A 24,543-nucleotide genomic window follows, 5' to 3' on the forward strand; every position below is an offset into this window, starting at 1 on the left:
ATAAAAAAAGAGCTGGAGCCTTTTCAAGCGCCAGCCCTTGTGCCGTGGGCGCAGGAAGCCGCCCGAAGGCTCGCCCCCTGCTGTGCAGAATCAAGCAGCCAGCTTGGCCTTGACCTGCTCCACGATGCCGGCAAAAGCGGCCTTGTCGTGCACTGCGATGTCCGCAAGCATCTTGCGGTCGATCTCGATTCCGGCCTTGCGGATGCCGTTTGCGAACTGGCTGTAGGTCAGGCCCAGTTCACGCGAGGCGGCGTTGATACGCGCGATCCACAGTTGACGGAACACGCGCTTCTTGGTGCGGCGGTCACGGTAGGCATATTGCCCAGCCTTCATCACCGCCTGTTTGGCGACGCGGAAGACATTGCCGCGGCGACCGCGGAAACCCTTGGCGAGTGCGAGAACTTTCTTGTGGCGGGCGCGAGCCGTTACACCACGTTTGACGCGAGGCATGTGTGTACTCCTTGTTCGTCTGAGTTAAATGCCACGGCCGGGCAGCATGGCGGCGACAGAAACCATGTTGGTCTCATGCACTGCGACTGCACCACGGAGGTGACGCTTGTTCTTGGTGGTCTTCTTCGTCAAGATGTGACGCTTGAAGGCTTGACCGCGCTTGACGGTGCCACCGGGACGAACGCGGAAACGTTTTTTCGCGCTGCTCTTGGTCTTCATTTTGGGCATGTGAATGCTCCTTTAGTTTGTGCTCGTGAGGCGCCGCGGATACTCCACGGACTTGTTGGCCCCGAGACACTTCTTTATTCCGCCCCTGCCTGCCCTTCTTTCGAAGCGCCGGCAACGGCGAAATTCTTCAAACCCTGCTGCTCTCCTGCCCTGCCAGCCTTTTCAGGCCGTCGCGGGCGCCGATGCTTCCGAGGAAGCAGGCTTTGCGGCACCACCGCCACCCGGCTTCTTGCGGCCCGGCGCGATCATCATGATCATTTGCCGGCCTTCGAGCTTGGGGAATTGCTCCACGACGATCAGGTCGGCCAGCTCATCGCGAATTCGCTGCAGCAATGCCAGACCGAGCTCCTGGTGCGTGATCTCGCGGCCGCGGAAGCGCAGCGTGATCTTGCATTTGTCGCCCTCTTCAAGAAAGCGCCGGATATTGCGCATCTTGATGTTGTAGTCGCCATCGTCGGTACCGGGGCGGAACTTGATTTCCTTGACCTCGATGACCTTCTGCTTGGACTTGGCCTCGGCCGCCTTCTTCTGCTCGTGGTACTTGAACTTGCCGTACTCGATCAGACGGCACACAGGCGGATTGGCCGCGGCAACGACCTCTACCAGATCCACATCAGCCTCACCGGCGAGGCGCAAGGCCTCGGAGAGACTCATAACACCCATGGGCTCGTTTTCCGGGCCTACAAGGCGGACTTCCGGGGCCATGATTTCCCGGTTCAGGCGGTGTTGGCGTTCCTCGCGGTGGCGGCGGTCGCGAAATGCAGTAGCGATGGTCAGAATCCTTCAAAAATTGCTACAAAATCTGTAGCGGAAGCCGGGTCAGTCTCGCGGACAAGCGGCAAGATGGCCAAGAAACACACATGAGGGTGCTTCCGGGACAAATCAACGCTTGTCAGCAATATCCTGATTGAGCCGTCGTACGAACGACTCGAGGGACATTGCACCGAGGTCTTGATTGCCCCGGGCGCGCACTGCGACGGCACCAGCTTCCTTCTCTTTGTCACCCACGACAAGGATGTAAGGGAGCTTTTGCAACGAATGCTTGCGTATTTTATACGTAATCTTCTCGTTGTGCAGATCGAGCTGAACCCTAAGCCCTTGATTCTGCAGCGTTTTCGCCACTGACGCAGCGTAGTCGGCCTGTCCTTCGCTGATGTTGAGCACCGCCACCTGCACCGGAGCGAGCCACGCGGGCAGCGCGCCGGCGTGGTGTTCGATCAGCATGCCGATGAAGCGCTCGAGGCTGCCGACGATGGCGCGGTGCAGCATGACGGGGTGGGCGCGGCCGCTCGTTTCCGTGACGTACTCGCCGCCCAGGCGCTCGGCCGTGTTGAAGTCGACCTGCATCGTGCCGCACTGCCACTGGCGGCCGAGCGCGTCCTTCAGCGTGTATTCGATCTTGGGGCCGTAGAAGGCACCGTCGCCGGGCGAGATGATGAAGTCGACGCCCGAGCGGCGCAGCGCCTCCATCACCGCGTGCTCGGCCTTGTCCCAGAGCTCGTCGGAGCCCACGCGGTTGTCGGGGCGCGTGGCCACCTTGTAGAGAATGTCCGTGAAGCCGAAGTCGGCATAGACCTTCTGCAGCTGCGCCGTGTAGGCCACGCATTCTTCGAGGATCTGGTCCTCCGTGCAGAAGATGTGGCCGTCGTCCTGCGTAAAGCCGCGCACGCGCATGATGCCGTGCAGCGCGCCGCTGGGCTCGTTGCGGTGGCACTGGCCGAACTCGCCGTAGCGCAGCGGCAGGTCGCGGTAGCTGCGCAGGTCGCTCTTGAAGATCAGCACATGGCCGGGGCAGTTCATCGGCTTGAGCGCGTACTCGCGCTTCTCCGACTCCGTCGTGAACATGTTGTCGCGGTAGTTCTGCCAGTGGCCCGTTTTCTCCCACAGGCTCTTGTCGAGAATCTGCGGGCCCTTCACTTCCCAGTAGCCCGTGTCGCGGTAGATGCCGCGCATGTATTGCTCCACCGCCTGCCACAGGGCCCAGCCCTTGGGGTGCCAGAACACCACGCCCGGCGCCACTTCGTCGATGTGGAACAAGTCGAGTTCCTTGCCCAGCTTGCGGTGGTCGCGCTTCTCGGCTTCCTCGATGCGCTGGATGTACTGGTCGAGCTGCTTCTTGTCGGCCCAGGCCGTGCCGTAAATGCGCTGCAGCTGCTCGTTCTTGGCGTCGCCGCGCCAGTAGGCGCCCGCGAGCTTCGTGAGCTTGAAGACCTTCAGGAAGCGCGTGTTCGGCACGTGCGGGCCGCGGCACATGTCGACGTATTCCTGGTGATAGTACAGGCCCATGGCCTGCTCGTCGGGCATGTCCTCGACGAGGCGCAGCTTGTAGTCTTCGCCACGCGACTTGAAGACCTCGATGACTTCGGCACGCGGCGTCATCTTCTTGACCACGTCGTAGTCCTGCGCAATGAGTTCGCGCATGCGCGCCTCGATGGCGGCCATGTCCTCGGGCGTGAAGGGGCGCTCGTAGGAGATGTCGTAGTAGAAGCCCTCTTCGATCACGGGCCCGATCACCATCTTGGCCGTCGGATAGAGCTGCTTCACGGCGTGGCCGACCAGGTGGGCCGTCGAGTGGCGGATGATCTCCAGGCCTTCGTCGTCCCTGGGCGTGATGATCTGGAGCCTGGCGTCATGGTCGATGACATCGCTGGCGTCGACGAGCTTGCCGTCGATCTTGCCTGCCACCGTCATCTTGGCAAGCCCGGGTCCGATGGACTGGGCAACTTCGGCCACCGAAACCGGGCCGGGGAACTCGCGGCGCGAGTTGTCGGGAAGCGTGATCTGGATCATGAAAAACCTTGGGCGAAAAAACAAAAAGCGCGGTGACTGGCCGCGCTTTGCTTGGGATGAGAGCTGGCAGAAACCAGCGAGCGCGGGCTACCGGCTCTTTTCTTCGGAGATGAAGAAAAAGCCGCTGAATCCTTGCGGAGTAGTTCGCGGTGTCATAACCAAGGTGCCTTTCTCGCTCTTGTTGGGTGCAGAGGCCGCAATTCTATCCGCTGCCTGTTGGGCCCATCGACGCCGGGATTTTGCGAGTCCCCACAAAAAAAAGCCCGGCGCTCGGCCGGGCTCGAAGGTGACAGCGAATCGTCTGTGCTGGCGGCGAATTCAGCGGATCAGTGGAACTGCTCTTCCTCGGTCGAGCCGGTCAGCGCCGTGACGCTGGACTTGCCGCCCTGGATGACCGTAGTCACTTCGTCGAAGTAGCCGGTGCCCACTTCCTGCTGGTGCGACACGAAGGTGTAGCCGCGATCGCGCGCTGCGAACTCGGGCTCCTGCACCTTGTCGACGTAAGCCGACATGCCGCGCGCCACGTAGTCTTGCGCCAGGTCGAACATGTTGAACCACATCGAGTGAATGCCGGCCAGCGTGATGAACTGGTACTTGTAGCCCATGGCGCCGAGTTCCTTCTGGAACTTGGCAATGGTGGCGTCGTCGAGGTTCTTCTTCCAGTTGAACGACGGCGAGCAGTTGTAGGCCAACATCTTGCCCGGGTGCACCTTGTGCACGGCTTCGGCGAACTTGCGGGCGAACTCGAGGTCCGGCGTGCCGGTTTCGCACCACACCAGGTCGGCGTAGTACGCGTAGGCCACGGCGCGGCTGATGGCCTGGTCCATGCCCTTCTTCGTCTTGTAGAAGCCTTCGGCGGTGCGCTCGCCGGTGAGGAAAGGCTTGTCGTTCTCGTCGTAGTCGCTGGTGATGAGGTCGGCGGCTTCGGCGTCGGTGCGGGCAATCACGAGCGTCGGCGTGCCGCAGACGTCGGCGGCCATGCGCGCGGCGACGAGCTTCTGCACGGCCTCGGTGGTGGGCACGAGCACCTTGCCGCCCATGTGGCCGCACTTCTTGACCGAGGCGAGCTGGTCTTCGAAGTGCACGCCGCCGGCGCCGGCCTTGATCATGGCCTTCATCAGCTCGAAGCCGTTCAGCACGCCGCCGAAGCCGGCTTCGGCGTCGGCGACGATGGGCGCGAAGTAGTCGACGTAGCCCTTGTCGCCGGGGTTCACATTCTTGGACCACTGGATTTCGTCCGCACGACGGAAGGTGTTGTTGATGCGCTCGACCACGGTCGGCACCGAGTCCACCGGGTACAGCGACTGGTCCGGGTACATCGCCGAGTAGGTGTTGGCATCGGCCGCAACCTGCCAGCCCGACAGGTAGATGGCCTTCACGCCGGCCTTCACCTGCTGCATGGCCTGGCCGCCTGTGAGCGCACCGAGGCAGTTGACGTAGGGCTCGTTGTTCACCAGTTCCCAGAGCTTCTCGGCACCGCGGCGCGCCAGCGTGTGCTCGATGGGGAAGGAACCGCGAAGGCGCACGACGTCGGCCGCGCTGTAGCCGCGCTTGATGCCCTTCCAGCGGGGATTGGTGGCCCATTCTTTCTCGAGGGCGGCAATTTGCTGTTCGCGGCTCAATTGTTCGGTGAGGGTCTGGGGCATGGTCACTCCGTGAGGTTGATTGAAGGATGGGCGCTGTGGCCGTGGAGTTACTCTAAGCCGAAGCCGGACTCTTATGTCTTATAGAAGACATATTTTTAACCCATAAAAATCAATGACTTAGAGAGACATTTCTCCATGCAAAATTATTTTTCTCATATTGAGAAAAAATATTGCGCCGCAGCAGCCGCCTGTTTCGCAATGTGCAATCAATCTTTCAGGCGTGAAAACGAGGCGTGGGGAAAGGGCTCACCTTGCGGCGGCGTGCGCGATCCAGTCGCCGCCGTCGATCACCGCGTGCCCTTCGATGCGCGCCGGATGTATCTCGTAGACCAGGCACTCGAACCGCTGCGCGTCCGCTTCCACGACCACGTGGCGGCGGATGTATTCGCCGGAATCGTCGTCGGCAACTTCCTCGAGCCGATCGAGCGCGGCCTCCACCGGGGGTGCGATGCGGTAGATCTCCCCGGCGATGCGCCGCGGTCCGTCCAGCACCGCGCCCGGATAAGCGCCCATGTCGTAGAGCGTTCCGGCGATGGTCGCGTCGGCCACATGGACCGGCGCGGGCCGATAGCGCGCGATGTCGTTGCGCCCGCCGCGGCGCAGGGTGCCGTAGACAAAGACGTGGCGCTGCGAGTGCGTGTCCGGCCCGCCATCGGACTCCAGGGATTGGGGCATCATCGAATCCATCGTTCCAACAAGCCCTCCAGTCTATTGAACACCGCTGCTCCCGCCAGTCGCCTGCTGGCCTATGGTTGCCTGGCCTTGAGCATGTCGCTCGTCGGCGGCTACGTCGCCCTTTCCAAGCCGCTGGTGGCGGCCTTTCCGGTGCTGCTGCTCGCGTGGCTGCGCTTCGGCATTGCGGCGCTCGCCATGCCTCACTGGCTGCGGCGCGCGCCGGGCGAACCGCCGATGAGCGGACGCACGCGTGGGCTGGTCTTTCTCGAATCGTTCCTCGGCAACTTCCTGTTCTCGGTCTGCATGCTGTTCGGCGTGAGCCTGACGAGCGCAGTGTCCGCCGGCGTGATCATGGCTTCCATCCCGGCGGCCGTGGCGGTTGCGAGCTGGCTCTTCCTGCGCGAGCGCATCACGGTGCGCATCGGCCTTGCCATCGGCTGCGCCGCGCTCGGCATCGGCCTCTTGGCCCTCGCGCCGGCGCCGGCGCACGCACCGGCCACGGGCCACAACGGCGCAACTGCGCCTTCGATGCCGTGGCTCGGCAACCTGCTCGTGTTCTGCGCGGTGCTTTGCGAAACCGCCTACGCGGTGATCGGCAAGTCGCTCACCGGAAGCCTCGGCCCCAAGCGGATCTCCTCGCTCATCAACCTCTGGGGCTTCGTGCTGTCGATGCCCTTCGGCATCTGGTTCGCACTGCAGTTCGACTTTTCGGCCGTGCGCTTCGGCACCTGGGCGCTGCTCGTGGTCTATGCGCTGGCCGCGAGCATCTGGACCGTGTGGCTCTGGATGACCGGACTGCGCCATGTGCCTGCTGCGCAGGCCGGCGTTTTTGCCGTGATGCTGCCCGTGAGCGCGGCCCTCGTGGGCGTGCTGGTGCTCGGTGAAAGCCTCTCCGCACCGCAACTGCTCGCGTTCGCTCTTGCGCTCGTTGGCGTGGTGCTTGCGACCTGGCCCGCACGCCGAAGCTGAAAACCGGGGGTTCTCCCCTCTGAAAAAACAACAACTCCCAATGAAAAAACCGCTTTTTCCCTTGGAAACGCGTTTTTTCTCCTTTAGCATCCGCAATGCCACTGGAGACGCAAGTTTTTCATTGGTGACTGTTCAACCAAAAAAGGAAATCAACCATGGCAACTGCAAAGAAGGCTCCGGCCAAGAAAGCTCCGGCAAAGAAGGCCGCTCCCGCAAAGAAGGCTGCGGCTCCTGCGAAGAAGGCTGCTGCACCGGCCAAGAAGGCTGCTCCCGCAAAGAAGGCTGCGGCTCCTGCGAAGAAGGCTGCTGCACCGGCGAAGAAGGCTCCTGCAAAGAAGGCCGCTCCTGCCAAGAAGCGCACGCCCAACGCCGCGTTCATGAAGGCCCTGACCCCCAGCCCGGCACTCGCCGCCGTGGTCGGTCCGACGCCTCTGCCGCGCACCGCAGTCGTGAGCAAGCTGTGGGACTACATCAAGAAGAACAACCTGCAAGACAAGGCCAACAAGCGCAACATCAACGCCGACGCCAAGCTGAAGGAAATCTTCGGCAAGCCGCAAGTGTCGATGTTCGAACTGGCCGCGCTGATCGGCAAGCACGTCAAGTAAGCGCTCGGGCACTGCGCGTGCATCGCGCTCCCGAATCGAAAAACCGGCACATGCCGGTTTTTTTTTGCCCGCGGGGGTCGTGATTTACTCATGGGAAGTCGAACCAACCTCAGCTGCAATGTCTGCGGCCATCACGTGCGCTTGCTCCCAACGCCTTGCGTTAATTCACCAATTGGTTAAATTCGCACCATGAAGGCCACCAAGGATTCCCTGCCCGAAACAGCCGAGCCGCGTTCGCGCGATGCCGACCGCTCGCAACTCGCCATCCTTGCGTCGGCCCGCGACGAGTTTTCCCAGCGCGGCCTGGCCGGCGCGCGCATGGACAGCATCGCCGAGCGCGCGGGCCTGAACAAGCGCCTCATCTACTACTACTTCGGCAGCAAGGACGACCTGTTCCTTGCAGTGCTCGAACGCACCTACGCCGACATCCGCGAGGCAGAGCAGCAGCTGCACCTGGACGAGATCGATCCGGTCGAGGCCATTCGCCAGCTGGTTTCGTTCACCTGGCACTACTACCTGGAGCATCCCGAGTTCATCACGCTCCTGAACAGCGAGAACCTGCATTGCGCAGCACACCTGAAGCGCTCCGAGCGCATCCAGGAAATGAACTCGCCGCTGGTGCAGCTGCTGGACACGGTGCTCGAGCGCGGCAAGCGCGACAAGCTGTTTCGCGCCGGGGTCGACCCGGTGCAGCTCTACATCTCGATCGCCTCGCTGTGCTACTTCTACCTCTCGAACAACCACACGCTGTCGGCCGTCTTCGGGCGTGACCTGCGTGCGCCCAAGGCGATGGCGCAGCGCCTCTCGCACATGACCGACCTCGTGCTGGGCTACGTCCTGCATTGAGCCTTCGGGCATCCCCAACCTCTTCGGGTATCTACCAATTCGCAGCGGTTGCGCTGCGGGGACGGCCTTTCTAAAATCTCTAATTCACTCACTGGTGAATTAATCGACGAAACAAGGCGGCTCGCCCGCACGGAGACAACCATGAAGCAACTTGTACGCACCACTGCACTGGCCACGCTCACCTGCCTCGCCGCCCTGATGCCGGGTCTGGCGTCGGCGCAGAACGGGTATCCCAACAAGCCGGTCCGCGTGATCGTGCCGTTCGCGGCCGGCAGCACCACCGACATCATTGCGCGCGCCATTGCCGACAAGATGGGCCAGAGCATGGGCCAGACGCTGGTGGTGGACAACCGCGGCGGCGCCAGCGGCACCATCGGCCAGCAGGCCGTGGCCACGGCCGCGCCGGACGGCTACACGATCATGATCCACTCGTCGTCGCACACGGTGAGCCCCTCCACCTTCGCGAAGCTGCCGTTCGACACGGTGAACGACTTCGCGGGCGTCACGCCAATTTCGTCGCTGCCCAACGCGCTGGTGATCTCGCCCTCGAAGAACATCAAGACGCTGCAGGAACTGGTCGCGGCAGCCAAGGCCAAGCCGGGCACCATCAACTTCGCCTCGGCGGGCCAGGGCAGCGCCACCCACCTCAACGCCGAAAAGTTCAAGCTGGCCGCGAAGATCGATGCCACCAACATCCCGTTCAAGGGGTCGGCCGAGGCCGTGACGGAAGTGCTGTCGGGCCGGGTCGACTACTACTTCTCGCCCATCGCGCCGGTGATCGGCCAGATCAAGGAAGGCCAGCTGCTCGCGCTCGCGGTGGGTTCGCCCAAGCGCGCCGCCGCCCTGCCCGACGTGCCGACCACCGCCGAGGCCGGCGTGCCCGGCTCCGAGTTCAACTTCTGGATCGGCATGATGGCGCCGGCCAAGACGCCGCGCGACATCGTCAACCGGCTGCACGATGAAGTGGCAAAGGCGCTGGCTTCGCCCGAGGTCAAGGAACGCTTCCTGAAGCTCGGCGCCGATGCGTGGACCCTCAAGCCCGAGCAGTTCGATGCCTACATCAAGGACGAAATCAAGTCCAACGCCACGCTGGTCAAGGCCGCCGGGCTGACGCCGGCGCAGTAACCCTCGCACCTTCTCTCTCTCCAACCTTTTTTCAGCTGAAGACATGGCTACACAACGACTCGGAATCATCATGCACGGCGTCACCGGCCGCATGGGCATGAACCAGCATTTGATCCGCTCCATCTGCGCGATCCGCGCGCAAGGCGGCGTCACGCTGTCGAACGGCGACAAGGTGATGCCCGACCCGATCCTCATCGGCCGCAACGCCGAGAAGATGGAAGCACTCGCCAAGACGCACAACATCGCACGCTGGGGCACCGACCTCGACAAGGCCCTGGAGAACAGGGACGACACCATCTTCTTCGACGCCGGCACCACGCAGATGCGCCCCACGCTGCTGGCCAAGGCCATTCGCGCCGGCAAGCATGTGTACTGCGAGAAGCCGATCGCCACCAACCTGAACGAAGCGGTGGAGATCGCGCGCCTGGCCGAGGGCTCGGGGCTGAAGCACGGCGCCGTGCAGGACAAGCTCTTCCTGCCGGGCCTGCGCAAGCTCGACATGCTGCGCCGCGCGGGCTTCTTCGGCCGCATGCTCAGCGTGCGCCTGGAGTTCGGCTACTGGGTGTTCGAGGGCGACCTGCAGCCGATCCAGCGCCCGAGCTGGAACTACCGCAAGGAAGACGGCGGCGGCATGATCCTGGACATGATGTGCCACTGGCGCTACGTGCTGGACAACTTGTTCGGCGAGGTCAAATCGGTGTCGTGCATTGGCGCCACCCACATCCCCACGCGCTGGGACGAAGCCGGCAAGCCGTACGAGGCCACGGCCGACGACGCGGCCTACGCGACCTGCGAACTCACCGGCCACAACGGCGAGCCGGTGATCGCACAGATCAACATGAGCTGGGCCACGCGCGTGCGCCGCGACGACCTCGTGACCTTCCACGTCGACGGCACCGACGGCTCGGCCGTGGCGGGCCTGTCGAGCTGCCGCGCCCAGTCGCGCGTGGCCACGCCGCGTCCGGTGTGGAACCCCGACGAGAAGCAGATGATGAATTTCTTCGACCAGTGGCAGGAGATTCCGGATTCGCAGGTCTACGACAACGGCTTCAAGATCCAGTGGGAGCATTTCATTCGCCACGTGGTGGAGAACGAGCCCTACAGGTGGACCTTGCCCGAAGGCGCCAAAGGCGTGCAGCTGGTCGAGGCCGCGCTCGAGTCGTGGAAGGACCGCCGCTGGGTCGACGTGCCGGCGCTGAAGGTCTGAGGCAGGCACCATGGCACTTTCGCTGACCCTTCCCACCGCGAGCGGCTCGCTTGCGCCCTACGCCCTGCGCGGCACCGCGCCGGTGAAGCCCGATGCGGGCGTCAGGTTCAACCGCATCGCCTACTCGGCCGCGCACGTGGTGGCCGACCCGCTGGCCGCGATCGATCCATGGCTGCAATCGGCGGTCGACTGGGACACCACCATCGCCTACCGCCGCCACCTGTTCTCGCTGGGCCTGGGCGTGGCCGAGGCGATGGACACGGCGCAGCGCGGCATGGGCCTGGACTGGCCGACCTCGCTGGAGCTGATCCGCCGCTCGCTCGATGCGGCCAAGGACGTGCCGGGCGCGCTGGTCGCTTCGGGCTGCGGCACGGACCACCTCAACATCGACGACGTGAAGAGCGTCGACGACGTGATCGGCGGCTATGAAGAGCAGATGGCCGCTATCGAGGCGCTCGGTGGCAAGCTGATCGTGATGGCGAGCCGGGCGTTGGCCCGCGTGGCGAGGAGCCCTGCCGACTACGAGCGGGTGTACGACCGCATCCTGCGCCAGGCGAAGCAGCCCGTGGTGCTGCACTGGCTGGGCGACATGTTCGACCCGGCGCTCGCAGGCTACTGGGGCAGCAAGGATGCCGATGCGGCCATGGACACGGCGCTCGCCGTGATTGCCGCGCATCCGCACAAGGTGGATGGCATCAAGATCTCGCTGCTCGACAAGGACAAGGAGATCGCGATGCGCCGCCGCCTGCCGCCCGGCGTTCGCATGTACACCGGCGACGACTTCAACTATGCCGAGCTGATTGCCGGCGACGGATTCGGCAGCGAGCCGACGCACGGCAAGAGCGATGCGCTGCTCGGCATCTTCGACGCCATCGCACCGGCAGCGAGCGCCGCGCTCGGTGCGCTGGCCCAGGGCCAGACCGAGAAGTTCCACGCGATCCTCGGCCCGACGGTGCCGCTGTCGCGCCACATCTTTGCGGCGCCCACGCGCTTCTACAAGACCGGCGTGGTGTTCATGGCCTGGCTCAACGGCCACCAGAAGCACTTCACGATGGTCGGCGGCCAGCAGAGCACGCGCTCGCTGCAGCACTTTGCCGAGCTGTTCCGGCTGGCCGACGCGGCCAACCTGCTGGAGCAGCCCGAACTGGCTGTGCGGCGCATGAAGACGCTGCTTGCGCTGCACGGCGTCGAGGGTTGATCGACCCTATGCGCGACTTCTCGCAGAACCATGGCTGGCTGTCGATCAACACGGCGACCATCCGCAAGCAATCGGGCACCGAGGTGCCGCTGGACCGCATCATCGACCAGTGCGCCGAACGCGGCATCCGCGCGATCAGCCCCTGGCGCGACCAGGTGGCGGCCGTCGGGCTCGACAAGGTCGCCCGTCAGCTGAAGGCGCATGGCATGGGCCTCTCGGGCTACTGCCGCGGCGGCTTCTTTCCGGCAGCCGATGCGGTGGGCCTGAAAGCCGCGCTCGACGACAACCGCCGCGCCATCGACGAAGCCAAGACGCTGAACGCGCCCTGCCTCGTGCTGGTGGTCGGCGCGCTGCCCGGCGCGCTCGACGGCAAGGTCGCCTACAAGGACATCGGCCGCGCACGCGGCGAGGTGCGCGACGGCATCGCCGCATCGCTCGAATATGCGCGCGAAGTCGGCATGCCGTTCGCCATCGAGCCCTTGCACCCGATGCAGGCCGCGGACCGTGCCTGCATCAACACGCTCGAACACGCGCTTGACATCTGCGACGAGCTCGACGCGGGCAAGAGCGGCATGCTGGGCGTGGCGTTGGACATCTATCACGTCTGGTGGGATCCGAAGCTGCAGCAGCAGATCGCACGTGCGGGGCGCGAGCGCCTGCTGGCGTACCACGTCTGCGACTGGCTCACGCCCACGCGCGACCTGCTGAGCGATCGGGGGATGATGGGCGATGGCGTGGTCGAACTGAAGAAGATCCGCGGCTGGGTCGAGGACGCGGGCTTCGCGGGGTTCAGCGAGGTCGAGATCTTCTCGAATCTCGATTGGTGGCGGCGGCCTGGCAGCGAAACACTCGACGTATGTATTGAGCGGCACAAGCAAGCCGTCTAGCTTCATTATGCGGACGGAGTATTGGGGGCGCGTGCACAGGACACCGGGTGCTCCCCTCCGCGAATGTCCCCCGGCTTCGCCTCCTCCTTGATTTCGCTGCGGGGAGCACCCGATGCCCTGTGCACCTGGACACACGGCCGGTGTACCGCTGATCAACGACCGCTCTGTCCAACGATCCCGCTGATGGGGTGCCTTGCGCAGCGAAATCAAGGGGGAGGCCGCAGGCCGGAGGACATTCGCGGAGCAAGGTACCCCGTCGGCGGGATCGCGCCCTGAACAGCAGCACCCTGAACAGCAGCACCCTGAACAGCAGCGCCCCGAACAAGGCCACCTGTGCTGCAATTCGCCCCATGGCTCCCCCGACCCTCGACGACCTGCGCCGTTATGCAATTGCGCGCACCCTCTTCAAGCCGACGACGCTTCCCGGCGCGATCCGCCAGCTCGGATTCGTGCAGGCCGACCCGATCCGCGCCCCGGCGCGCGCGCAAGATCTGACCTTGCGCCATCGCGTGAAGGACTACCGCGCCGGCGATCTCGAGAGCCGCTATACCCGCCTTGCCATCGAGGAAGACTGCCTCGTCAACTACGGTTTCCTGCCGCGCGAGCACCTGGCGCTGATGCATCCGCGCGAAGCCAGGCGCCCATGGGACGCCGACACGCGGCGCAAGGCGGCCGACGTGCTGGCCTACGTGCGCGAGCACGGCCCGGTGCATCCGCGCCAGGTGGAGCAGCACTTCGCGCACGGCAGCGTCAAGAACTACTGGGGCGGCTCGAGCAACGCGACCACGCACCTGCTCGACGGCCTGCACTACCGCGGCATGCTGCGCGTGGTGCGGCGCGACAGCGGCACGCGCGTCTACGAAGCCGTGACGCATCAGCCCGCCGACGACAGCCCTGCCGGCCGCGCGCAACGCGCCGCCGCGCTGATCGACCTGGTCGTGCGCAAGTACGCGCCGCTGCCGACCGCGAGCCTGACGTACCTCGTGCGGCTGCTCGGCTACGGCGCGCCGCATCTCTCGGCGCAGACGCAGGCCGCGCTGCGCCTCGCACGCGAAGAACTCGCGAGCTGCCGCATCGACGGCACCACCTGGTACTGGCCCGGCGATGAAAACCCGGCCTCGCGCCGCCATGCGCCCGACGATGAAGTTCGCCTGCTCGCGCCCTTCGACCCCGTGGTGTGGGACCGCCGCCGCTTCGAGCTGCTGTGGGGCTGGACATACAAGTTCGAGGCCTACACGCCGGCGCCGAAGCGGCAATTCGGCTACTACGCGCTGCCTCTGCTCTGGCACGACCGCGTGATCGGCTGGGCCAACGTCACCGCGCCCGAAGGCCGGGTGCAGCCCGCGTTCGGCTACATCGACCGCAAGCCGCACGATGCGGCGTTCCGTTCGGCGCTCGACGACGAGCTGCAGCGCATGACGCAGTTCCTCGCAAAGCGCTGAGCCGCATTCCGCGCGCAACGAAAATCCCCGCGCCGCCGAAGGTCTGGCGCGCGGGCGACAACCTCTGCCGCCGGCCGCTTCTAGAATCGCGTCGTCGTCCGGCATGCCGGGCGGCAAGCGTTCTCAGGGCGGGGCGAAACTCCCCACCGGCGGTAATGGCGGCTTCTTCGAAAGTGAGGCCGCACGAGCCCGCGAGCGCCCGCGGCCTGCAACAGGCTGCGGGGTCAGCAGATTTCGGTGCAATTCCGAAGCCGACGGTCACAGTCCGGATGAAAGAGAGCGCGAAAATGCGGGCCGGCCCGCGCGCTTTGTTATTGGAGCGCGCAGTCTGCCCTGCGGTTTCGTGCGCCCTGATTCAGGAAACCTGCTTTCAAGAGGCACACCATGAGTCAGATCAACGACCTTCCTCTCTCCGCCGTCAACGCGCCGGGCAACCCGCGCGGCGAGCGCATCGCCTTTGTCGAGGCGCAATGGCATTCCGACATCGTCCACCAGGCGCGCGATGCCTTCCTTGCAGAAATGGAACGGCTCGGCGTGGCACGCGAGCTGATCGACGTCTTCGACGTACCCGGCGCCTTCGAGATTCCGCTGCATGCCAAGCGGCTCGCCAACTCGGGCAAGTACGCGGCCATCGTGGGCTGCGCGCTGGTGGTGGACGGCGGCATCTACCGCCACGAGTTCGTGGCCGGCACCGTGGTCAGCACGCTGATGTCGCTGCAGCTCGAGACGGACGTGCCGATTTTTTCGGCCGTGCTCACGCCGCACCACTTCCACGAGCACGTGGAGCACCGCAAGTACTTCCACCGCCATTTCGCCGTCAAGGGCACCGAGGTGGCCGAGGCCTGCTTCAGGACGCTCGAAGGCCTGAAGAAGGTCGACGCGCTGCTGGCCGCCGCGTGACAACCGGCACGCTGCTGCAGTAATCTGGGCGGATGGCTTCTTCATCCGCTTCCTCGAACGACCACTACACCCTCTATGGCGCGCCCGGCTCGGGCGCCACGCCCGTCCATGCCGCACTGACGCTGATCGGCGCGCAGGTCGACGTGGTCGACGTCTCGCCCTGGGAGGGCGACTCCGAGCGCGAGCGCATGTCTGCCGTCAACCCGATGCAGCAGGTGCCCGCGCTCGTGCTGCCTTCGGGCGAGGTGATGACCGAGAGCGCGGCCATCCTGATCTGGCTCGGCGACCGCTATCCGGAGGCCAGCCTCTGCCCCGCGCCGGACGATCCGCTGCGCGCGCGCTACCTGCGCTGGATGGTCTACCTGTCGGCGGCCATCTATTCGCTCTACTGGGTGCGCGACGACCCCACGCGCCTCACGCCCGACCCTGCTGCGCAGGCCGTGATGCTCGAGCGCACGGCCGAGCGCATTGCGCACTGCTGGCACCTGATGGACACGCAGATTGACGAACCCGCGCCCTACCTGCTCGGCGAGAAGATCAGCATGCTCGACCTCTACGTGACCGTGATGTCGCGCTGGACGCCGCAGCGCAGGCGCTTCTACCGCGTGGCACCGCGCATGGCACGGGTGGTGCGGCGCGTGGATGCCGATCCGCGGCTGGCCGACTTCTGGGCGGCGCGCTTTCCCTTCACGATGGACCAGGAAGCACAGAAAGACTGACGACGACACCATGGCCGCACGCACCCCGACCACCGACTACCCGATGACCATCTTCCACAAGCCCAACTGCAGCACTTCGCGCAACGTGCTGGGTCTGATCCGCGAGAGCGGCGTGGAGCCCGAGATCGTGCTGTACCTGGAGACGCCACCCTCGAAGAAGAAGCTGCGCGAGCTGGCCAAGGCCATGGGCATCGGCGCGCGCGACCTGCTGCGCACCAAGGAGGCACCCTACGAAGAGCTGGGGCTGGCCGACCCGAAGTGGAGCGACGACCAGCTGCTCGACTTCATCGTTTCGAACCCGATCCTGCTGCAGCGCCCGATCGTCGTTTCCCCGCGCGGCACGCTGATGTGCCGGCCGTGGGAGCGCGTGCGCGAGATCCTGCCCGCGGCATAGCGGGAGGCCGCCTTCTCCAGCCCTCAGGCCGACGCCGGCATCAGCGCCGTACGGCGCACCCGCGTCACGTTGAAAGCGCTGGCAATCAGCACGCCTTGCACCAGCGCAAGGCCGGCGATCACGCTCGTGTACTGGCCATGGTCCATCAACCGGCCGAACACCAGCGGCGCCAGGGCCTGGCCGATGTCGAGGCCCGCATACACCACGCCATAGACGCGCCCGGTCGCATTCGGCGGCGTCGAGCGCTTGACCAGCAGGTCGCGCGACGGCCCCGCAACGCCGGACACGAATCCCATGGCGCCGAACAGCACCGGCACCATCACCGGCGGAAACTGCGCAAAGGCCAGCACCAGCGCCAGCGCGGCCGCCACCCCGAAGCCGATGCCCACGATGCGCTCGCAGCGCGATGGGTCCGAGGCCAGGAAACCGCCCGCCACCATGCCGGCCGCGCTCGCCACCATGTAGACCGTGAGGCACACCGCCACCAGCGCCACCGGTACCGCGTGCAGGTGGCCCGCTGCCACCGGCGCGAAGGTCTGCACCACGCTGATCACGACGGCGTAGAAGAAAAAGAAGCCGAAGCACATCCACACGGCCGGGATGCGAAGAAAGTCGAACTCGCCGCCGATGGCTGCCGGCTCGCCGTGTCCGGTGGCCTTCTGCACGGTCTTCACGTCGAGCGCCAGCACGCTGCGGTAGGCCCAGAGCACCAGCAGCACCACGATGGCCACCGCACCGGCCGACGCCAGCGCCACGCGCCATGAAAAGGCCATGGCAATCGGCACCACGAAGGCCGGCGCCAGCGCCCAGCCCAGGCTGCCGGTGATGCCGTGCACGCTGTAGGCGTGGCCGAGCCGCGTCGGCGCCACCTTGCGGTTGAAGAGCGTGTAGTCGACCGGGTGGAACACCCCGTTGCCGATGCCGCCCACCACCGCGCACAGCAGCAGCATCCAGTAGCTCTGGGCCAGCGCATAGCCGAAGGCCGCCAGGGCCAGCGCGCCCAGCCCCACGAACAGCACCGGCCGTGGGCCCAGCTTGTCGACGATGAAACCCGAGGCCGCCTGCACGATGCACGAGACCACGAAGAACACCGTGAGCACCGCGCCAAGCTCGGTGTAGCTCACGTCGAACGCGTCTTTGAGCCAGGGGAACAGCGGCGCCAGGATCAGCTGGCTGAAGTGGCTGATGGCATGGGCCAGGCCCACCAGGCCGATCAGTTGGGCATCGCTGCGCAAGCTGGTGGAAGGGGTGGCTGTAGTGGAGGAAGAGGAAGACATGGATTGCTACAAAAAACCGGGCAGGCACCGATGCTATGCGCGCGGGCCGCGGCAGAATGGCGATACAGCGACAACATTTGTCGAAACTATGCCAAGCGCCGTTTCCCTCCCTTCCCCGGTCACCAGCGTCGCCTCGCTCACGCCGCATCTCTACGCACCCGACGCGGTCCGGCCGCTGCGCGCCAAGGAACATTTCCTGAGCGCCGACACCTTCGTCGAGCTGCACCAGCACCCGTGGCCGCAGCTCACCTTCTCGACCCGCGGCGTGATCCGGCTCAGCACGCAGGACGGCAGCTACATCGTGCCGCCGTCGCGCGCGGTCTGGGTGCCGGCCAACATGCCGCACAGCATCATGCTGATCGAAGACGCCGAGTTGCGCACGGTGTACCTGCATGCCTGGCTCGGCCCGCCATGGGAAAAATGCGAGGTGCTCGAAATCAGCCCGCTGCTGCGCGCGCTGATGCTCGCGCTCGACACCACGCCCGACGGCCTGCCGCCGGCCGATCCGCATGCGCCGCAGCGCGAACGCATGATCGCCCCGCTGCTGGTCGACGAGCTGGAGCGCGCCACGCAGATCCGCATCGACGTGCCGCTGCCCACCGACAAGCGGCTGCGCCAGCTGTGCGAGACGCTGCTGCGCAACCCGGCCGACCGCGCCACGCTGGCCGAGCGCGCCGCTGCCATCGGCGCGAGCGAGCGCACCGTGGCGCGGCTCTTCCGCGACCAGCTCGGCATGAGCTGGCAGCAGTGGCGGCAGCAGGCCGTGATGGCGCACGCGCTGCCGCTGCTGGCGCGCGGCATGGCCGTGAGCCAGGTGGCGGCGGCCAGCGGCTATGCCACCGACAGCGCGTTCTGCGCCATGTTCAAGGCCGCCACCGGGCGCTCGCCGACATCGTTCCAGCACAGGAAGCGATCCGCCGCATTCGCCTGAAGCTCGCCTGAATGGCACCGTGCCGTCACGGCGCTCTGGCAAGATCGGCCGGCCGACGAAAACCACGGACCACCCGACCGACCTGCCCATGGCGCCCCTTCCGCGAACGCACAGCCCCCAGACCTGGACCGCCGACATCGGCGCGCGCATTCGCCGTCTCTTCTGGCTCAAGGCGATCGGGACCACGGTCTTCACCTGGCTCTTTTTCATCGGCTACTTTCACATGCTGCGCAACCCGGCCTACCCGGTCGTGGTGATGCCGCTCACGGCGCTGGACCACCTGATTCCGTTCCAGCCCTACACGCTGGGCGCCTACCTCTCGCTGTGGGTCTACGTGGGCGTCGCGCCCGGCCTGCAGCCGAATTTTCGCGAGCTGGTGGTGTACGGGCTGTGGATCGGCGCGCTGTGCCTCACGGGCCTGGGCCTCTTCTACTTCTGGCCGACGCAGATACCGCCGCTTGCCATCGACGTCTCGGGCTATCCCGGCTTTGCGATGCTGCAGGGCGTGGATGCCGCGGGCAACGCCTGCCCCTCGATGCACGTGGCCGTGGCCATCTTCACGGCCATCCGCCTGGACCACGTGCTGCGCGAGGCGCGCACGCCGGCCTTTCTCCGCCTTGCCAACTGGCTCTGGTTTGCCGCCATTGCGTACTCGACACTGGCCATCAAGCAGCACGTGGTGCTCGACGCGCTGGCCGGCGCACTGCTGGGAATGGCCTTTGTGCTCGCCTCGCTTCGCTGGCGGCCGGGGGACAGAAGCCGGGGCCATGCGCTGGTGGGAGCGGATATCATTGGCCATCACTGACCCACAAGCCGAGCGAGGAAGGGGTCGATCCCATGGAGCGCCCCCAGGGCGGCGATCGATCAGCGGCCGGCATACGACAACAGGCATCGCACGATGAGTTCGCTGAAGGAATTGCAGGACCTGATCCACGAGAAGTACGGCATCGAACCGTCGAAGCTCGACCCCAACGCATCGATGCGCGAAACCGGCGGGCTCGACTCGCTGGCATTGGCCGAGTTCCTGTTTGCCATCGAAGACCACTTCGGCATCACCATGCCCGACGAAGACGCCAACATCGACACCCTGACCGAACTGGCGGTGCTGGTCGACAAGGTCAGGGCCGCGAAGACAGCGTGAACCACGAGGTCTGCGTCACCGGACTGGGCGTCGTGGCGCCGCACGGCGACGAGCCCGGCGCGCTGTTCCAGGCGCTGCTCGATGGTCAATCGGCCATCCGCCCGATCTTCCCCGAACTGCCCAGGCCTGCCGCCGCGGCCACGGTGGCCTTCGACGAAACACGCTGGTTCACCAAGCTGCAACTCGCCGGCGTCGACCGCGTGAGCCAGCTCGCGGTGGCCGCGGCCGATCTCGCGCTGCGCGATGCGGGCCTTGCCGCGAACGATGCCGATCCCGAACGCATGGGTGTCTACGCCGGCTGCGGCATGGGCGGCGCCGCGGCGCTGGAGGCGGCCTACCGCGGCAACGGGCGGGTATCGCCGCTCACCATTCCCGCCTTCATGCCCAATGCGCCCGCCGCCCACGTGGCCATGCGCCAGGGCGTGCAGGGACCGGTGCTGACCTATTCGATCGCCTGCGCCTCGTCGTCGGTGGCCATTGCCGAAGCGGCCAAGGCCATCCGGCGCGGCGAAGTCGACATGGCCATTGCCGGCGGCAGCGAAGCGCTGATCGTGCCGGGCGTGGTGCTGGCCTGGCAGGCCATGCAGACGCTGGCCAGCTTCCAACCCGGCGAGGCGGCCGGCGCGGTGCGGCCCTTCGCAAGCGACCGCAGCGGTTTTGCGCTGGGCGAAGGCGCGGCCTTCCTGGTGCTCGAATCCGCCGAACGCGCACGCGGCCGAGGCGCCCGCAGCTATGCCACGCTGGCCGGCTGGGGCCTGAGCAGCGATGCCACCCATCTCACCAAGCCCGATGCGCCCGGCCAGGCGCGTGCGCTGCGCCAGGCCCTGCGGCAGGCCGGGCTCGCACCGCGCGATGTGGGCTACTGCAATGCGCACGGCACCGCCACGCGCATCGGCGACGTGGTCGAGCGCAACGCGCTGGCCGATGTGTGGGGCAATGACCTGGACAGCCTGCGCGTCAGCTCCACCAAGGCGCTGCACGGCCACATGCTCGGTGCCGCGGGCGCCATCGAGGCGCTCGTCACGGTACTTGCGCTGCACCACCGGCAGTTGCCGCCGAATGCGAACTGCAGCGAAGTCGATCCGGCCTGCAGCCTGAATCTCGTGGCGCAGCACGACACGGGTGCGCCAGCCATCGAAGCGGCCATGAGCAACTCCTTCGCATTCGGCGGCACGAATTCCGTGCTGCTCTTCCGCCGCTCGTGAAACCGGGGTTCCGTCGGGGGTATGCTGACAATGGAATCTTCTTCGATCAATCACCTCGACAAACGGGAGTTCGTCATCATGCGTTTTCGCACCGCACTGATTTCCATCGCGCTGGTTGCGGCCGGCGTCTCGGCCTCGGCCCAGTCGGACCTGCTCGGCAAGTTCAAGGACCAGATGGGCTCCTCGGGCGGCGCCTCAGCGCTCGGCGAGAACCTCGGCTTCAAGATGCCCGCGATCGGCTCCAGCACCATGGGCAATGCGGCCGGCGTGCTGCAGTACTGCGTCAAGAACAACTATCTCGGCGGCGATGCGGCCTCGGTGAAGGACAAGCTGCTGGCCAAAATCACCGGCCAGAAGCAGCAGGAGACCGGCTTCGCGAGCGGTGCCAAGGGGCTGCTCAAGGGCGGCGACGGCAAGACGCTGAACTTCAAGATGCTCTCGTCGAAGGTGAAGGAGAAGGCCTGCGACTACGTGCTCAAGAACGCGAGTTCGCTGGTCTAGGTACCCTCCCCATGCCCGCGGCCCGTCATCGTCATCACTGCTTTCTCGGCATTCCACGACCGGCCGCGTAAGTTACCGCCTGCGGTGGCGCAGGAAAATCGCCAGCGAGCCACCCACCATCCATGAATCCGGCAGCCACCTCCTCCTCGTCCTCCCTGCGCCAGCGCATCGCACGCTGGGTTCCCTGCCTTGCATGGCCCCGCCCTTCCGCGGCGCTGCTGCGCAACGAGGCGATGGCGGGCATCACGGTGGCGCTGATGGTCATTCCGCAAGGCGTGGCGTATGCGGCGCTGGCGGGCATGCCGCTGGTCACCGGCGTGTACGCGGCGCTGTTCCCGGCGCTCGTCGCGGTGATCTTCAGCTCGTCGCAGCGGCTGTCGGTCGGCCCCACTGCCCTCACCAGCCTGCTGGTGGGCGCATCGCTCGCGCCGCTGGCGGTGCCCGGCAGCGCCGAATGGGTGGAAATGGCCGTCTGGCTCACGTTGATGTCGGGCGCGATCCAGGTCGTGCTGGGTGCCGGGCGCTTCGGCTGGCTGCTGCGGCTGGTCAACTCGCCGGTGCTGATCGGCTTCACGCAGGGCGCGGCGGTGCTGATCGCCATCTCGCAGCTGCCGGCGCTGCTCGGCTTCACAGGGCGCACCATCCCCCAGGTGCTGCAGGGGGGGCCGCTGCCGGATCTGGTCGCCGTTGCCTTCGGGCTGGGCAGCATCGCCGTGCTGTGGCTCGGCAAGCGGCTCGCGCCGCGCTTCCCGACCACGATGGCGCTGGTGGCGGGCGCCGCGGCCATCAGCTGGAGCGTCAACTACGCATTGCGCGGCGGGGCCGTGGTGGGCAGCTTGCCCTCGGGCCTGCCCTCCTTCTACTGGCCGGGCCTGCTGCCTTTGCACACGTTCAGCGCGCTGGTGCTGCCGGCCCTGATGATCACACTGGTGAGCTTTCTCGAAACCGCTTCGAGCGCCAAGGTCGACAACGCGCGCGCCGGCACGCTCTGGAACGAGAACCAGGACCTGATCGGCCAGGGCCTGGCCAAGCTGGCCTCGGGTTTCTCGGGCGCCTTTCCCACCAGCTCGTCGTTCTCGCGCTCGGCCATCACGCTGTATGCGGGCGCGCAGACCGGCTGGGCCACGCTGTCCAGCGTGGTGGTGGTGGCCGGTGCGCTGCTGTGGCTGATGCCGCTGCTCTATCACGTGCCGCAGGCGGTGCTGGCGGCGGTGGTGGTCACGGCCATCCTCGGACTGGTCAAGCCGGCGAGCTTCGTCGCGCTCTGGCGCGTGTCGCGCATCGAGGCCGGCATTTCGTTCGGCACCTTCGTGCTGACCATTGCCACGGCGCCGAGCATCTACTGGGGCGTGCTGGGCGGCCTGCTCGCGAGCCTGGCGCACTACATGTACCGCCACCTTCATCCACGCATCATCGAGGTGGGCCTGCATCCCGACGGCAGCCTGCGCGACCGCAACCTCTGGAAGCTGCCCCCGCTGGCGCCGCAGCTCTATGCGCTGCGCATGGATGCCGAGCTGGACTTCGCCTCGGCCTCCACGCTCGAACGCGCGCTCACCGTGGCGCTGGCCGAGCGCCCCGAACTGACCGACGTGTGCCTCTTCGCGCAGCCCATCAACCGCATCGACATCACGGGTGCCGAAGTGTTCGGCTCGATCCGCCGGATGATGGAAGCCAAGGGCGTGCGCCTGCACCTGAGCGGCCTGAAGCTGCCGGCCATGCAGGTGCTGGAGCGCGCCGGCCTGCTCGCGCCGGGGCCGATGCTCTTCAGCTACCGCACCGACGGCGAAGCGCTGGCGGCGTTGGCCCCGCGCGCCGACGCACCGCCGCATGCGGCGGCTCGGAACGACATCGGCAGCTGAACGAACGCCTCTGGCGCCGCGCACGCAGCGCATGACCGAAGGAAGTCAGCGCGCCGCGACAAAAGGCTCGACCGAGGCCGACTTGATCTCGTAGCCGCTCACGCCCATGTCCGCCGAGGCATAGCGCGCGGCCTTCAGCAGGCCGCTCACACGCACGGTGTCCATCGCATGCAGGCCCTTCACGGCATCGGCCGCGACCACATGCACGATCTGGTTGGCCGGCGGCGGTGGGGTATGGATGCAGGCGCCGAAGTACGGCACCAGCAGGAACTCGCGAATGCCGTCCTGCGTGTTGTCGAGCGGAACGACGAAGCCCGAGAGCCCTGCGGCCATGCCGTCGAGCGCCACGTTGACCGGTGCGTTGTCCCAGACGGCGCGCATCTCGTCCAGCATCTGGACCGCGCGCGGGTCGTTGTCGCGCAGCGCCTCCAGGCTGAGGTTGCGGTAGCGCTTGGTCGGGTCCCAGCTCTTGGGAACGAGCTCTTCCCACTTGAGTTCCTGCACGGCGCCGGCGACAGTCGGGCTGGTGCCCGCGGCCGGCCCGCAGCCCGCCAGGCCAACAGCGCCCAGCGCAAGCAGGAAGGCCGGCAAGGCGCGGCGGAAGAAGGCTCTCATGGCTCCTATTGTGCTTGCGGCTTGTGTCCGCCAGCTTAGCGGGGGCTTAACGGTGAAAGCCGCGGGCAAGCGGTCAGTCCCGCACCGGTCCGCGCAGGTTCTTGATCTGCGAGCGCTGGCTCTTGCCTTCGAGCCGGCGCTGCTTCGAACCGTAGGTCGGCTTGGTGGCGCGCCGCACGCGCGGCGGCGTGGCCACGCTGTCGACCACCTCCTGCAGGCGTGCGAGCGCGTCGGCGCGGTTCATTTCCTGCGTGCGGTGCTGCTGCGCCTTCAAAACGAAGACGCCTTCCTGCGTGATGCGGCTGTCGCGCAGCGCGAGCATCCGCTCCTTCACGTCGGCAGGCAGCGAGCTCGCATGGATGTCGTAGCGCAGGTGCACTGCGCTCGACACCTTGTTGACGTTCTGGCCGCCCGCGCCCTGCGCGCGGATGGCGCTGAACTCGACCTCGTCGGGGTCGATCAGGAGGGGTGGGCGGAGCATGCCCGCAAGTGTGCCTTCAAACGCGTTCGAAGACGCCTGCGATGCCCTGGTCACCGCCGATGCACATCGTGACGCGACGGACTGTCGCCGCGGGAAATACCGGCGGCTCAGCCGCGCGAAACCGACTTTGCGGACACGTCGGTCACGTCGCTGGCGCTGCCGCGAATGCGCACCGGGTGCTCCACCGATTCGCCGCGCGCACGCGCATTGGCCATGTCGGCCGCAGTCGGCTCGGCCGGCTGTGCCGCATTGCGAAAACGCTCGAAGCCCGAACGCGGGTTGAAGCGCCCGCCCATCGAAGCCATCCAGGGCGTCACGGGCTTGCCCGTGATCCGTCCCCAGGCGTAGCGCACGCCCCAGACGGCCGCCAGCAGCGTGACGGCGACCGCCAGGCTGGCCGCGAAGACCAGCCCCAGGAGCAGAAGAATGACGCGAAAAATGAAGTTCATCAT

Annotated in this window: 27 protein-coding genes and 1 riboswitch; of the genes, 17 read left to right on the plus strand and 10 right to left on the minus strand. The window is 66.2% G+C overall.

The genetic code is table 11. From position 1 onward, the window contains the following. Positions 1–90 precede the first annotated feature (90 nt). The 6 genes from rplT to QFZ47_RS03870 form a co-directional block, all read right to left on the minus strand. A complete protein-coding gene (rplT, locus tag QFZ47_RS03845; protein WP_007832499.1) occupies positions 91–450 on the minus strand; it encodes a 50S ribosomal protein L20 in 360 nt (119 codons plus the stop codon). A gap of 24 nt (positions 451–474) precedes the next feature. After that, a complete protein-coding gene (rpmI, locus tag QFZ47_RS03850; RefSeq protein WP_007832497.1) occupies positions 475–678 on the minus strand; it encodes a 50S ribosomal protein L35 in 204 nt (67 codons plus the stop codon). A gap of 162 nt (positions 679–840) precedes the next feature. Then, on the minus strand, positions 841–1,458 hold the full coding sequence (infC, locus tag QFZ47_RS03855) for a translation initiation factor IF-3 (protein ID WP_307658879.1): 618 nt from the start codon (positions 1,456–1,458) through the stop codon (positions 841–843). Positions 1,459–1,560: 102 nt separating this feature from the next. Then, positions 1,561–3,468 carry a threonine--tRNA ligase gene (gene thrS, locus QFZ47_RS03860; RefSeq protein ID WP_307654398.1) on the minus strand — a complete coding sequence of 636 codons (1,908 nt, stop codon included), beginning with the start codon at positions 3,466–3,468 and terminating at the stop codon, positions 1,561–1,563. Positions 3,469–3,794: 326 nt separating this feature from the next. After that, positions 3,795–5,114 (minus strand): isocitrate lyase, encoded by a 1,320-nt coding sequence (gene aceA / locus QFZ47_RS03865; RefSeq protein ID WP_307654399.1) that lies wholly within the window; start codon positions 5,112–5,114, stop codon positions 3,795–3,797. 246 nt (positions 5,115–5,360) lie between these two features. Further along, positions 5,361–5,789, minus strand: a complete 429-nt coding sequence (locus tag QFZ47_RS03870; protein ID WP_307654400.1) for a gamma-glutamylcyclotransferase family protein — start codon at positions 5,787–5,789, stop codon at positions 5,361–5,363. 36 nt (positions 5,790–5,825) lie between these two features. Here QFZ47_RS03870 and QFZ47_RS03875 point away from each other — a divergent pair, with 36 nt between their 5' ends. From QFZ47_RS03875 to arsC, 11 genes are all read left to right on the plus strand, one after another. Continuing rightward, positions 5,826–6,758, plus strand: coding sequence for a DMT family transporter (locus tag QFZ47_RS03875; RefSeq protein ID WP_307654401.1), 933 nt, complete (start codon positions 5,826–5,828; stop codon positions 6,756–6,758). Between the two features lie 155 nt (positions 6,759–6,913). Further along, positions 6,914–7,363, plus strand: a complete 450-nt coding sequence (locus QFZ47_RS03880) for an SWIB/MDM2 domain-containing protein (RefSeq protein WP_307654402.1) — start codon at positions 6,914–6,916, stop codon at positions 7,361–7,363. A 189-nt stretch (positions 7,364–7,552) separates the two neighbouring features. Continuing rightward, on the plus strand, positions 7,553–8,209 hold the full coding sequence (locus QFZ47_RS03885) for a TetR/AcrR family transcriptional regulator (protein WP_307654403.1): 657 nt from the start codon (positions 7,553–7,555) through the stop codon (positions 8,207–8,209). A 141-nt stretch (positions 8,210–8,350) separates the two neighbouring features. Then, the gene (locus tag QFZ47_RS03890) at positions 8,351–9,334 is read left to right on the plus strand and encodes a tripartite tricarboxylate transporter substrate binding protein (RefSeq protein WP_307654404.1); all 984 of its coding nucleotides are present in this window, start codon (positions 8,351–8,353) and stop codon (positions 9,332–9,334) included. Positions 9,335–9,377: 43 nt separating this feature from the next. Further along, positions 9,378–10,541, plus strand: coding sequence for a Gfo/Idh/MocA family protein (locus QFZ47_RS03895; protein ID WP_307654405.1), 1,164 nt, complete (start codon positions 9,378–9,380; stop codon positions 10,539–10,541). Between the two features lie 10 nt (positions 10,542–10,551). Then, complete coding sequence (locus QFZ47_RS03900; RefSeq protein WP_307654406.1) at positions 10,552–11,739, plus strand: dihydrodipicolinate synthase family protein; 1,188 nt, start codon at positions 10,552–10,554, stop codon at positions 11,737–11,739. Between the two features lie 8 nt (positions 11,740–11,747). Beyond that, the gene (locus QFZ47_RS03905) at positions 11,748–12,626 is read left to right on the plus strand and encodes a sugar phosphate isomerase/epimerase family protein (RefSeq protein ID WP_307654407.1); all 879 of its coding nucleotides are present in this window, start codon (positions 11,748–11,750) and stop codon (positions 12,624–12,626) included. 350 nt (positions 12,627–12,976) lie between these two features. Then, positions 12,977–14,068 carry a DNA glycosylase AlkZ-like family protein gene (locus tag QFZ47_RS03910; protein WP_307654408.1) on the plus strand — a complete coding sequence of 364 codons (1,092 nt, stop codon included), beginning with the start codon at positions 12,977–12,979 and terminating at the stop codon, positions 14,066–14,068. Between the two features lie 115 nt (positions 14,069–14,183). Beyond that, positions 14,184–14,353, plus strand: a riboswitch (FMN riboswitch). A 99-nt stretch (positions 14,354–14,452) separates the two neighbouring features. After that, positions 14,453–14,968 (plus strand): 6,7-dimethyl-8-ribityllumazine synthase, encoded by a 516-nt coding sequence (locus tag QFZ47_RS03915; protein WP_307654409.1) that lies wholly within the window; start codon positions 14,453–14,455, stop codon positions 14,966–14,968. A 32-nt stretch (positions 14,969–15,000) separates the two neighbouring features. Next, positions 15,001–15,687, plus strand: coding sequence for a glutathione S-transferase family protein (locus QFZ47_RS03920; protein ID WP_307654410.1), 687 nt, complete (start codon positions 15,001–15,003; stop codon positions 15,685–15,687). 10 nt (positions 15,688–15,697) lie between these two features. Further along, the gene (gene arsC / locus QFZ47_RS03925; protein WP_307654411.1) at positions 15,698–16,081 is read left to right on the plus strand and encodes an arsenate reductase (glutaredoxin); all 384 of its coding nucleotides are present in this window, start codon (positions 15,698–15,700) and stop codon (positions 16,079–16,081) included. Positions 16,082–16,104: 23 nt separating this feature from the next. Here the strand turns inward: arsC and QFZ47_RS03930 are convergent, their stop codons facing one another. Then, a complete protein-coding gene (locus tag QFZ47_RS03930; RefSeq protein ID WP_307654412.1) occupies positions 16,105–17,358 on the minus strand; it encodes an MFS transporter in 1,254 nt (417 codons plus the stop codon). Between the two features lie 88 nt (positions 17,359–17,446). Here QFZ47_RS03930 and QFZ47_RS03935 point away from each other — a divergent pair, with 88 nt between their 5' ends. The 6 genes from QFZ47_RS03935 to QFZ47_RS03960 all read left to right on the plus strand — a co-directional run bounded on the left by QFZ47_RS03935 (position 17,447) and on the right by QFZ47_RS03960 (position 22,995). Continuing rightward, positions 17,447–18,289, plus strand: coding sequence for an AraC family transcriptional regulator (locus tag QFZ47_RS03935; protein ID WP_307654413.1), 843 nt, complete (start codon positions 17,447–17,449; stop codon positions 18,287–18,289). Positions 18,290–18,308: 19 nt separating this feature from the next. Then, positions 18,309–19,094: a phosphatase PAP2 family protein gene (locus QFZ47_RS03940; RefSeq protein WP_307654414.1), complete on the plus strand. Its 786-nt coding sequence runs from the start codon at positions 18,309–18,311 to the stop codon at positions 19,092–19,094. Between the two features lie 93 nt (positions 19,095–19,187). After that, entirely contained in the window at positions 19,188–19,430 is a 243-nt protein-coding gene (locus tag QFZ47_RS03945) for an acyl carrier protein (RefSeq protein WP_307654415.1), read from the plus strand. Beyond that, positions 19,427–20,635, plus strand: coding sequence for a beta-ketoacyl-[acyl-carrier-protein] synthase family protein (locus QFZ47_RS03950; protein ID WP_307654416.1), 1,209 nt, complete (start codon positions 19,427–19,429; stop codon positions 20,633–20,635). Before QFZ47_RS03945 ends, QFZ47_RS03950 begins: the two co-directional genes overlap by 4 nt. Before the next feature lie 78 nt (positions 20,636–20,713). Continuing rightward, entirely contained in the window at positions 20,714–21,136 is a 423-nt protein-coding gene (locus QFZ47_RS03955) for a DUF2501 domain-containing protein (RefSeq protein WP_307654417.1), read from the plus strand. A gap of 122 nt (positions 21,137–21,258) precedes the next feature. Continuing rightward, positions 21,259–22,995: a SulP family inorganic anion transporter gene (locus QFZ47_RS03960; RefSeq protein ID WP_307654418.1), complete on the plus strand. Its 1,737-nt coding sequence runs from the start codon at positions 21,259–21,261 to the stop codon at positions 22,993–22,995. Positions 22,996–23,040: 45 nt separating this feature from the next. Here QFZ47_RS03960 and QFZ47_RS03965 read toward each other — a convergent pair whose 3' ends face one another. From QFZ47_RS03965 to QFZ47_RS03975, 3 genes are all read right to left on the minus strand, one after another. Next, on the minus strand, positions 23,041–23,610 hold the full coding sequence (locus QFZ47_RS03965) for a DUF3299 domain-containing protein (protein WP_307654419.1): 570 nt from the start codon (positions 23,608–23,610) through the stop codon (positions 23,041–23,043). 73 nt (positions 23,611–23,683) lie between these two features. Beyond that, positions 23,684–24,091, minus strand: coding sequence for an alternative ribosome rescue aminoacyl-tRNA hydrolase ArfB (gene arfB, locus QFZ47_RS03970; protein ID WP_307654420.1), 408 nt, complete (start codon positions 24,089–24,091; stop codon positions 23,684–23,686). Between the two features lie 107 nt (positions 24,092–24,198). Continuing rightward, positions 24,199–24,540 (minus strand): hypothetical protein, encoded by a 342-nt coding sequence (locus QFZ47_RS03975; protein ID WP_307654421.1) that lies wholly within the window; start codon positions 24,538–24,540, stop codon positions 24,199–24,201. Positions 24,541–24,543: the final 3 nt, after the last annotated feature.

Source organism: Variovorax paradoxus, from assembly GCF_030815975.1.
GTDB lineage: Bacteria > Pseudomonadota > Gammaproteobacteria > Burkholderiales > Burkholderiaceae_C > Variovorax > Variovorax paradoxus_N.

Excerpts from the sequence above, each read along its gene's own strand:
- rplT (WP_007832499.1), bottom strand. The coding sequence starts at position 450 with ATGCCTCGCGTCAAACGTGGTGTAACGGCTCGCGCCCGCCACAAGAAA.
- rpmI (WP_007832497.1), bottom strand. The coding sequence starts at position 678 with ATGCCCAAAATGAAGACCAAGAGCAGCGCGAAAAAACGTTTCCGCGTT.
- thrS (WP_307654398.1), bottom strand. The coding sequence starts at position 3,468 with ATGATCCAGATCACGCTTCCCGACAACTCGCGCCGCGAGTTCCCCGGC.
- aceA (WP_307654399.1), bottom strand. The coding sequence starts at position 5,114 with ATGCCCCAGACCCTCACCGAACAATTGAGCCGCGAACAGCAAATTGCC.
- QFZ47_RS03870 (WP_307654400.1), bottom strand. The coding sequence starts at position 5,789 with ATGCCCCAATCCCTGGAGTCCGATGGCGGGCCGGACACGCACTCGCAG.
- QFZ47_RS03880 (WP_307654402.1), top strand. The coding sequence starts at position 6,914 with ATGGCAACTGCAAAGAAGGCTCCGGCCAAGAAAGCTCCGGCAAAGAAG.
- QFZ47_RS03885 (WP_307654403.1), top strand. The coding sequence starts at position 7,553 with ATGAAGGCCACCAAGGATTCCCTGCCCGAAACAGCCGAGCCGCGTTCG.
- QFZ47_RS03890 (WP_307654404.1), top strand. The coding sequence starts at position 8,351 with ATGAAGCAACTTGTACGCACCACTGCACTGGCCACGCTCACCTGCCTC.
- QFZ47_RS03895 (WP_307654405.1), top strand. The coding sequence starts at position 9,378 with ATGGCTACACAACGACTCGGAATCATCATGCACGGCGTCACCGGCCGC.
- QFZ47_RS03900 (WP_307654406.1), top strand. The coding sequence starts at position 10,552 with ATGGCACTTTCGCTGACCCTTCCCACCGCGAGCGGCTCGCTTGCGCCC.
- QFZ47_RS03905 (WP_307654407.1), top strand. The coding sequence starts at position 11,748 with ATGCGCGACTTCTCGCAGAACCATGGCTGGCTGTCGATCAACACGGCG.
- QFZ47_RS03910 (WP_307654408.1), top strand. The coding sequence starts at position 12,977 with ATGGCTCCCCCGACCCTCGACGACCTGCGCCGTTATGCAATTGCGCGC.
- QFZ47_RS03915 (WP_307654409.1), top strand. The coding sequence starts at position 14,453 with ATGAGTCAGATCAACGACCTTCCTCTCTCCGCCGTCAACGCGCCGGGC.
- QFZ47_RS03920 (WP_307654410.1), top strand. The coding sequence starts at position 15,001 with ATGGCTTCTTCATCCGCTTCCTCGAACGACCACTACACCCTCTATGGC.
- arsC (WP_307654411.1), top strand. The coding sequence starts at position 15,698 with ATGGCCGCACGCACCCCGACCACCGACTACCCGATGACCATCTTCCAC.
- QFZ47_RS03930 (WP_307654412.1), bottom strand. The coding sequence starts at position 17,358 with ATGTCTTCCTCTTCCTCCACTACAGCCACCCCTTCCACCAGCTTGCGC.
- QFZ47_RS03935 (WP_307654413.1), top strand. The coding sequence starts at position 17,447 with ATGCCAAGCGCCGTTTCCCTCCCTTCCCCGGTCACCAGCGTCGCCTCG.
- QFZ47_RS03945 (WP_307654415.1), top strand. The coding sequence starts at position 19,188 with ATGAGTTCGCTGAAGGAATTGCAGGACCTGATCCACGAGAAGTACGGC.
- QFZ47_RS03955 (WP_307654417.1), top strand. The coding sequence starts at position 20,714 with ATGCGTTTTCGCACCGCACTGATTTCCATCGCGCTGGTTGCGGCCGGC.
- QFZ47_RS03960 (WP_307654418.1), top strand. The coding sequence starts at position 21,259 with ATGAATCCGGCAGCCACCTCCTCCTCGTCCTCCCTGCGCCAGCGCATC.
- QFZ47_RS03965 (WP_307654419.1), bottom strand. The coding sequence starts at position 23,610 with ATGAGAGCCTTCTTCCGCCGCGCCTTGCCGGCCTTCCTGCTTGCGCTG.
- arfB (WP_307654420.1), bottom strand. The coding sequence starts at position 24,091 with ATGCTCCGCCCACCCCTCCTGATCGACCCCGACGAGGTCGAGTTCAGC.
- QFZ47_RS03975 (WP_307654421.1), bottom strand. The coding sequence starts at position 24,540 with ATGAACTTCATTTTTCGCGTCATTCTTCTGCTCCTGGGGCTGGTCTTC.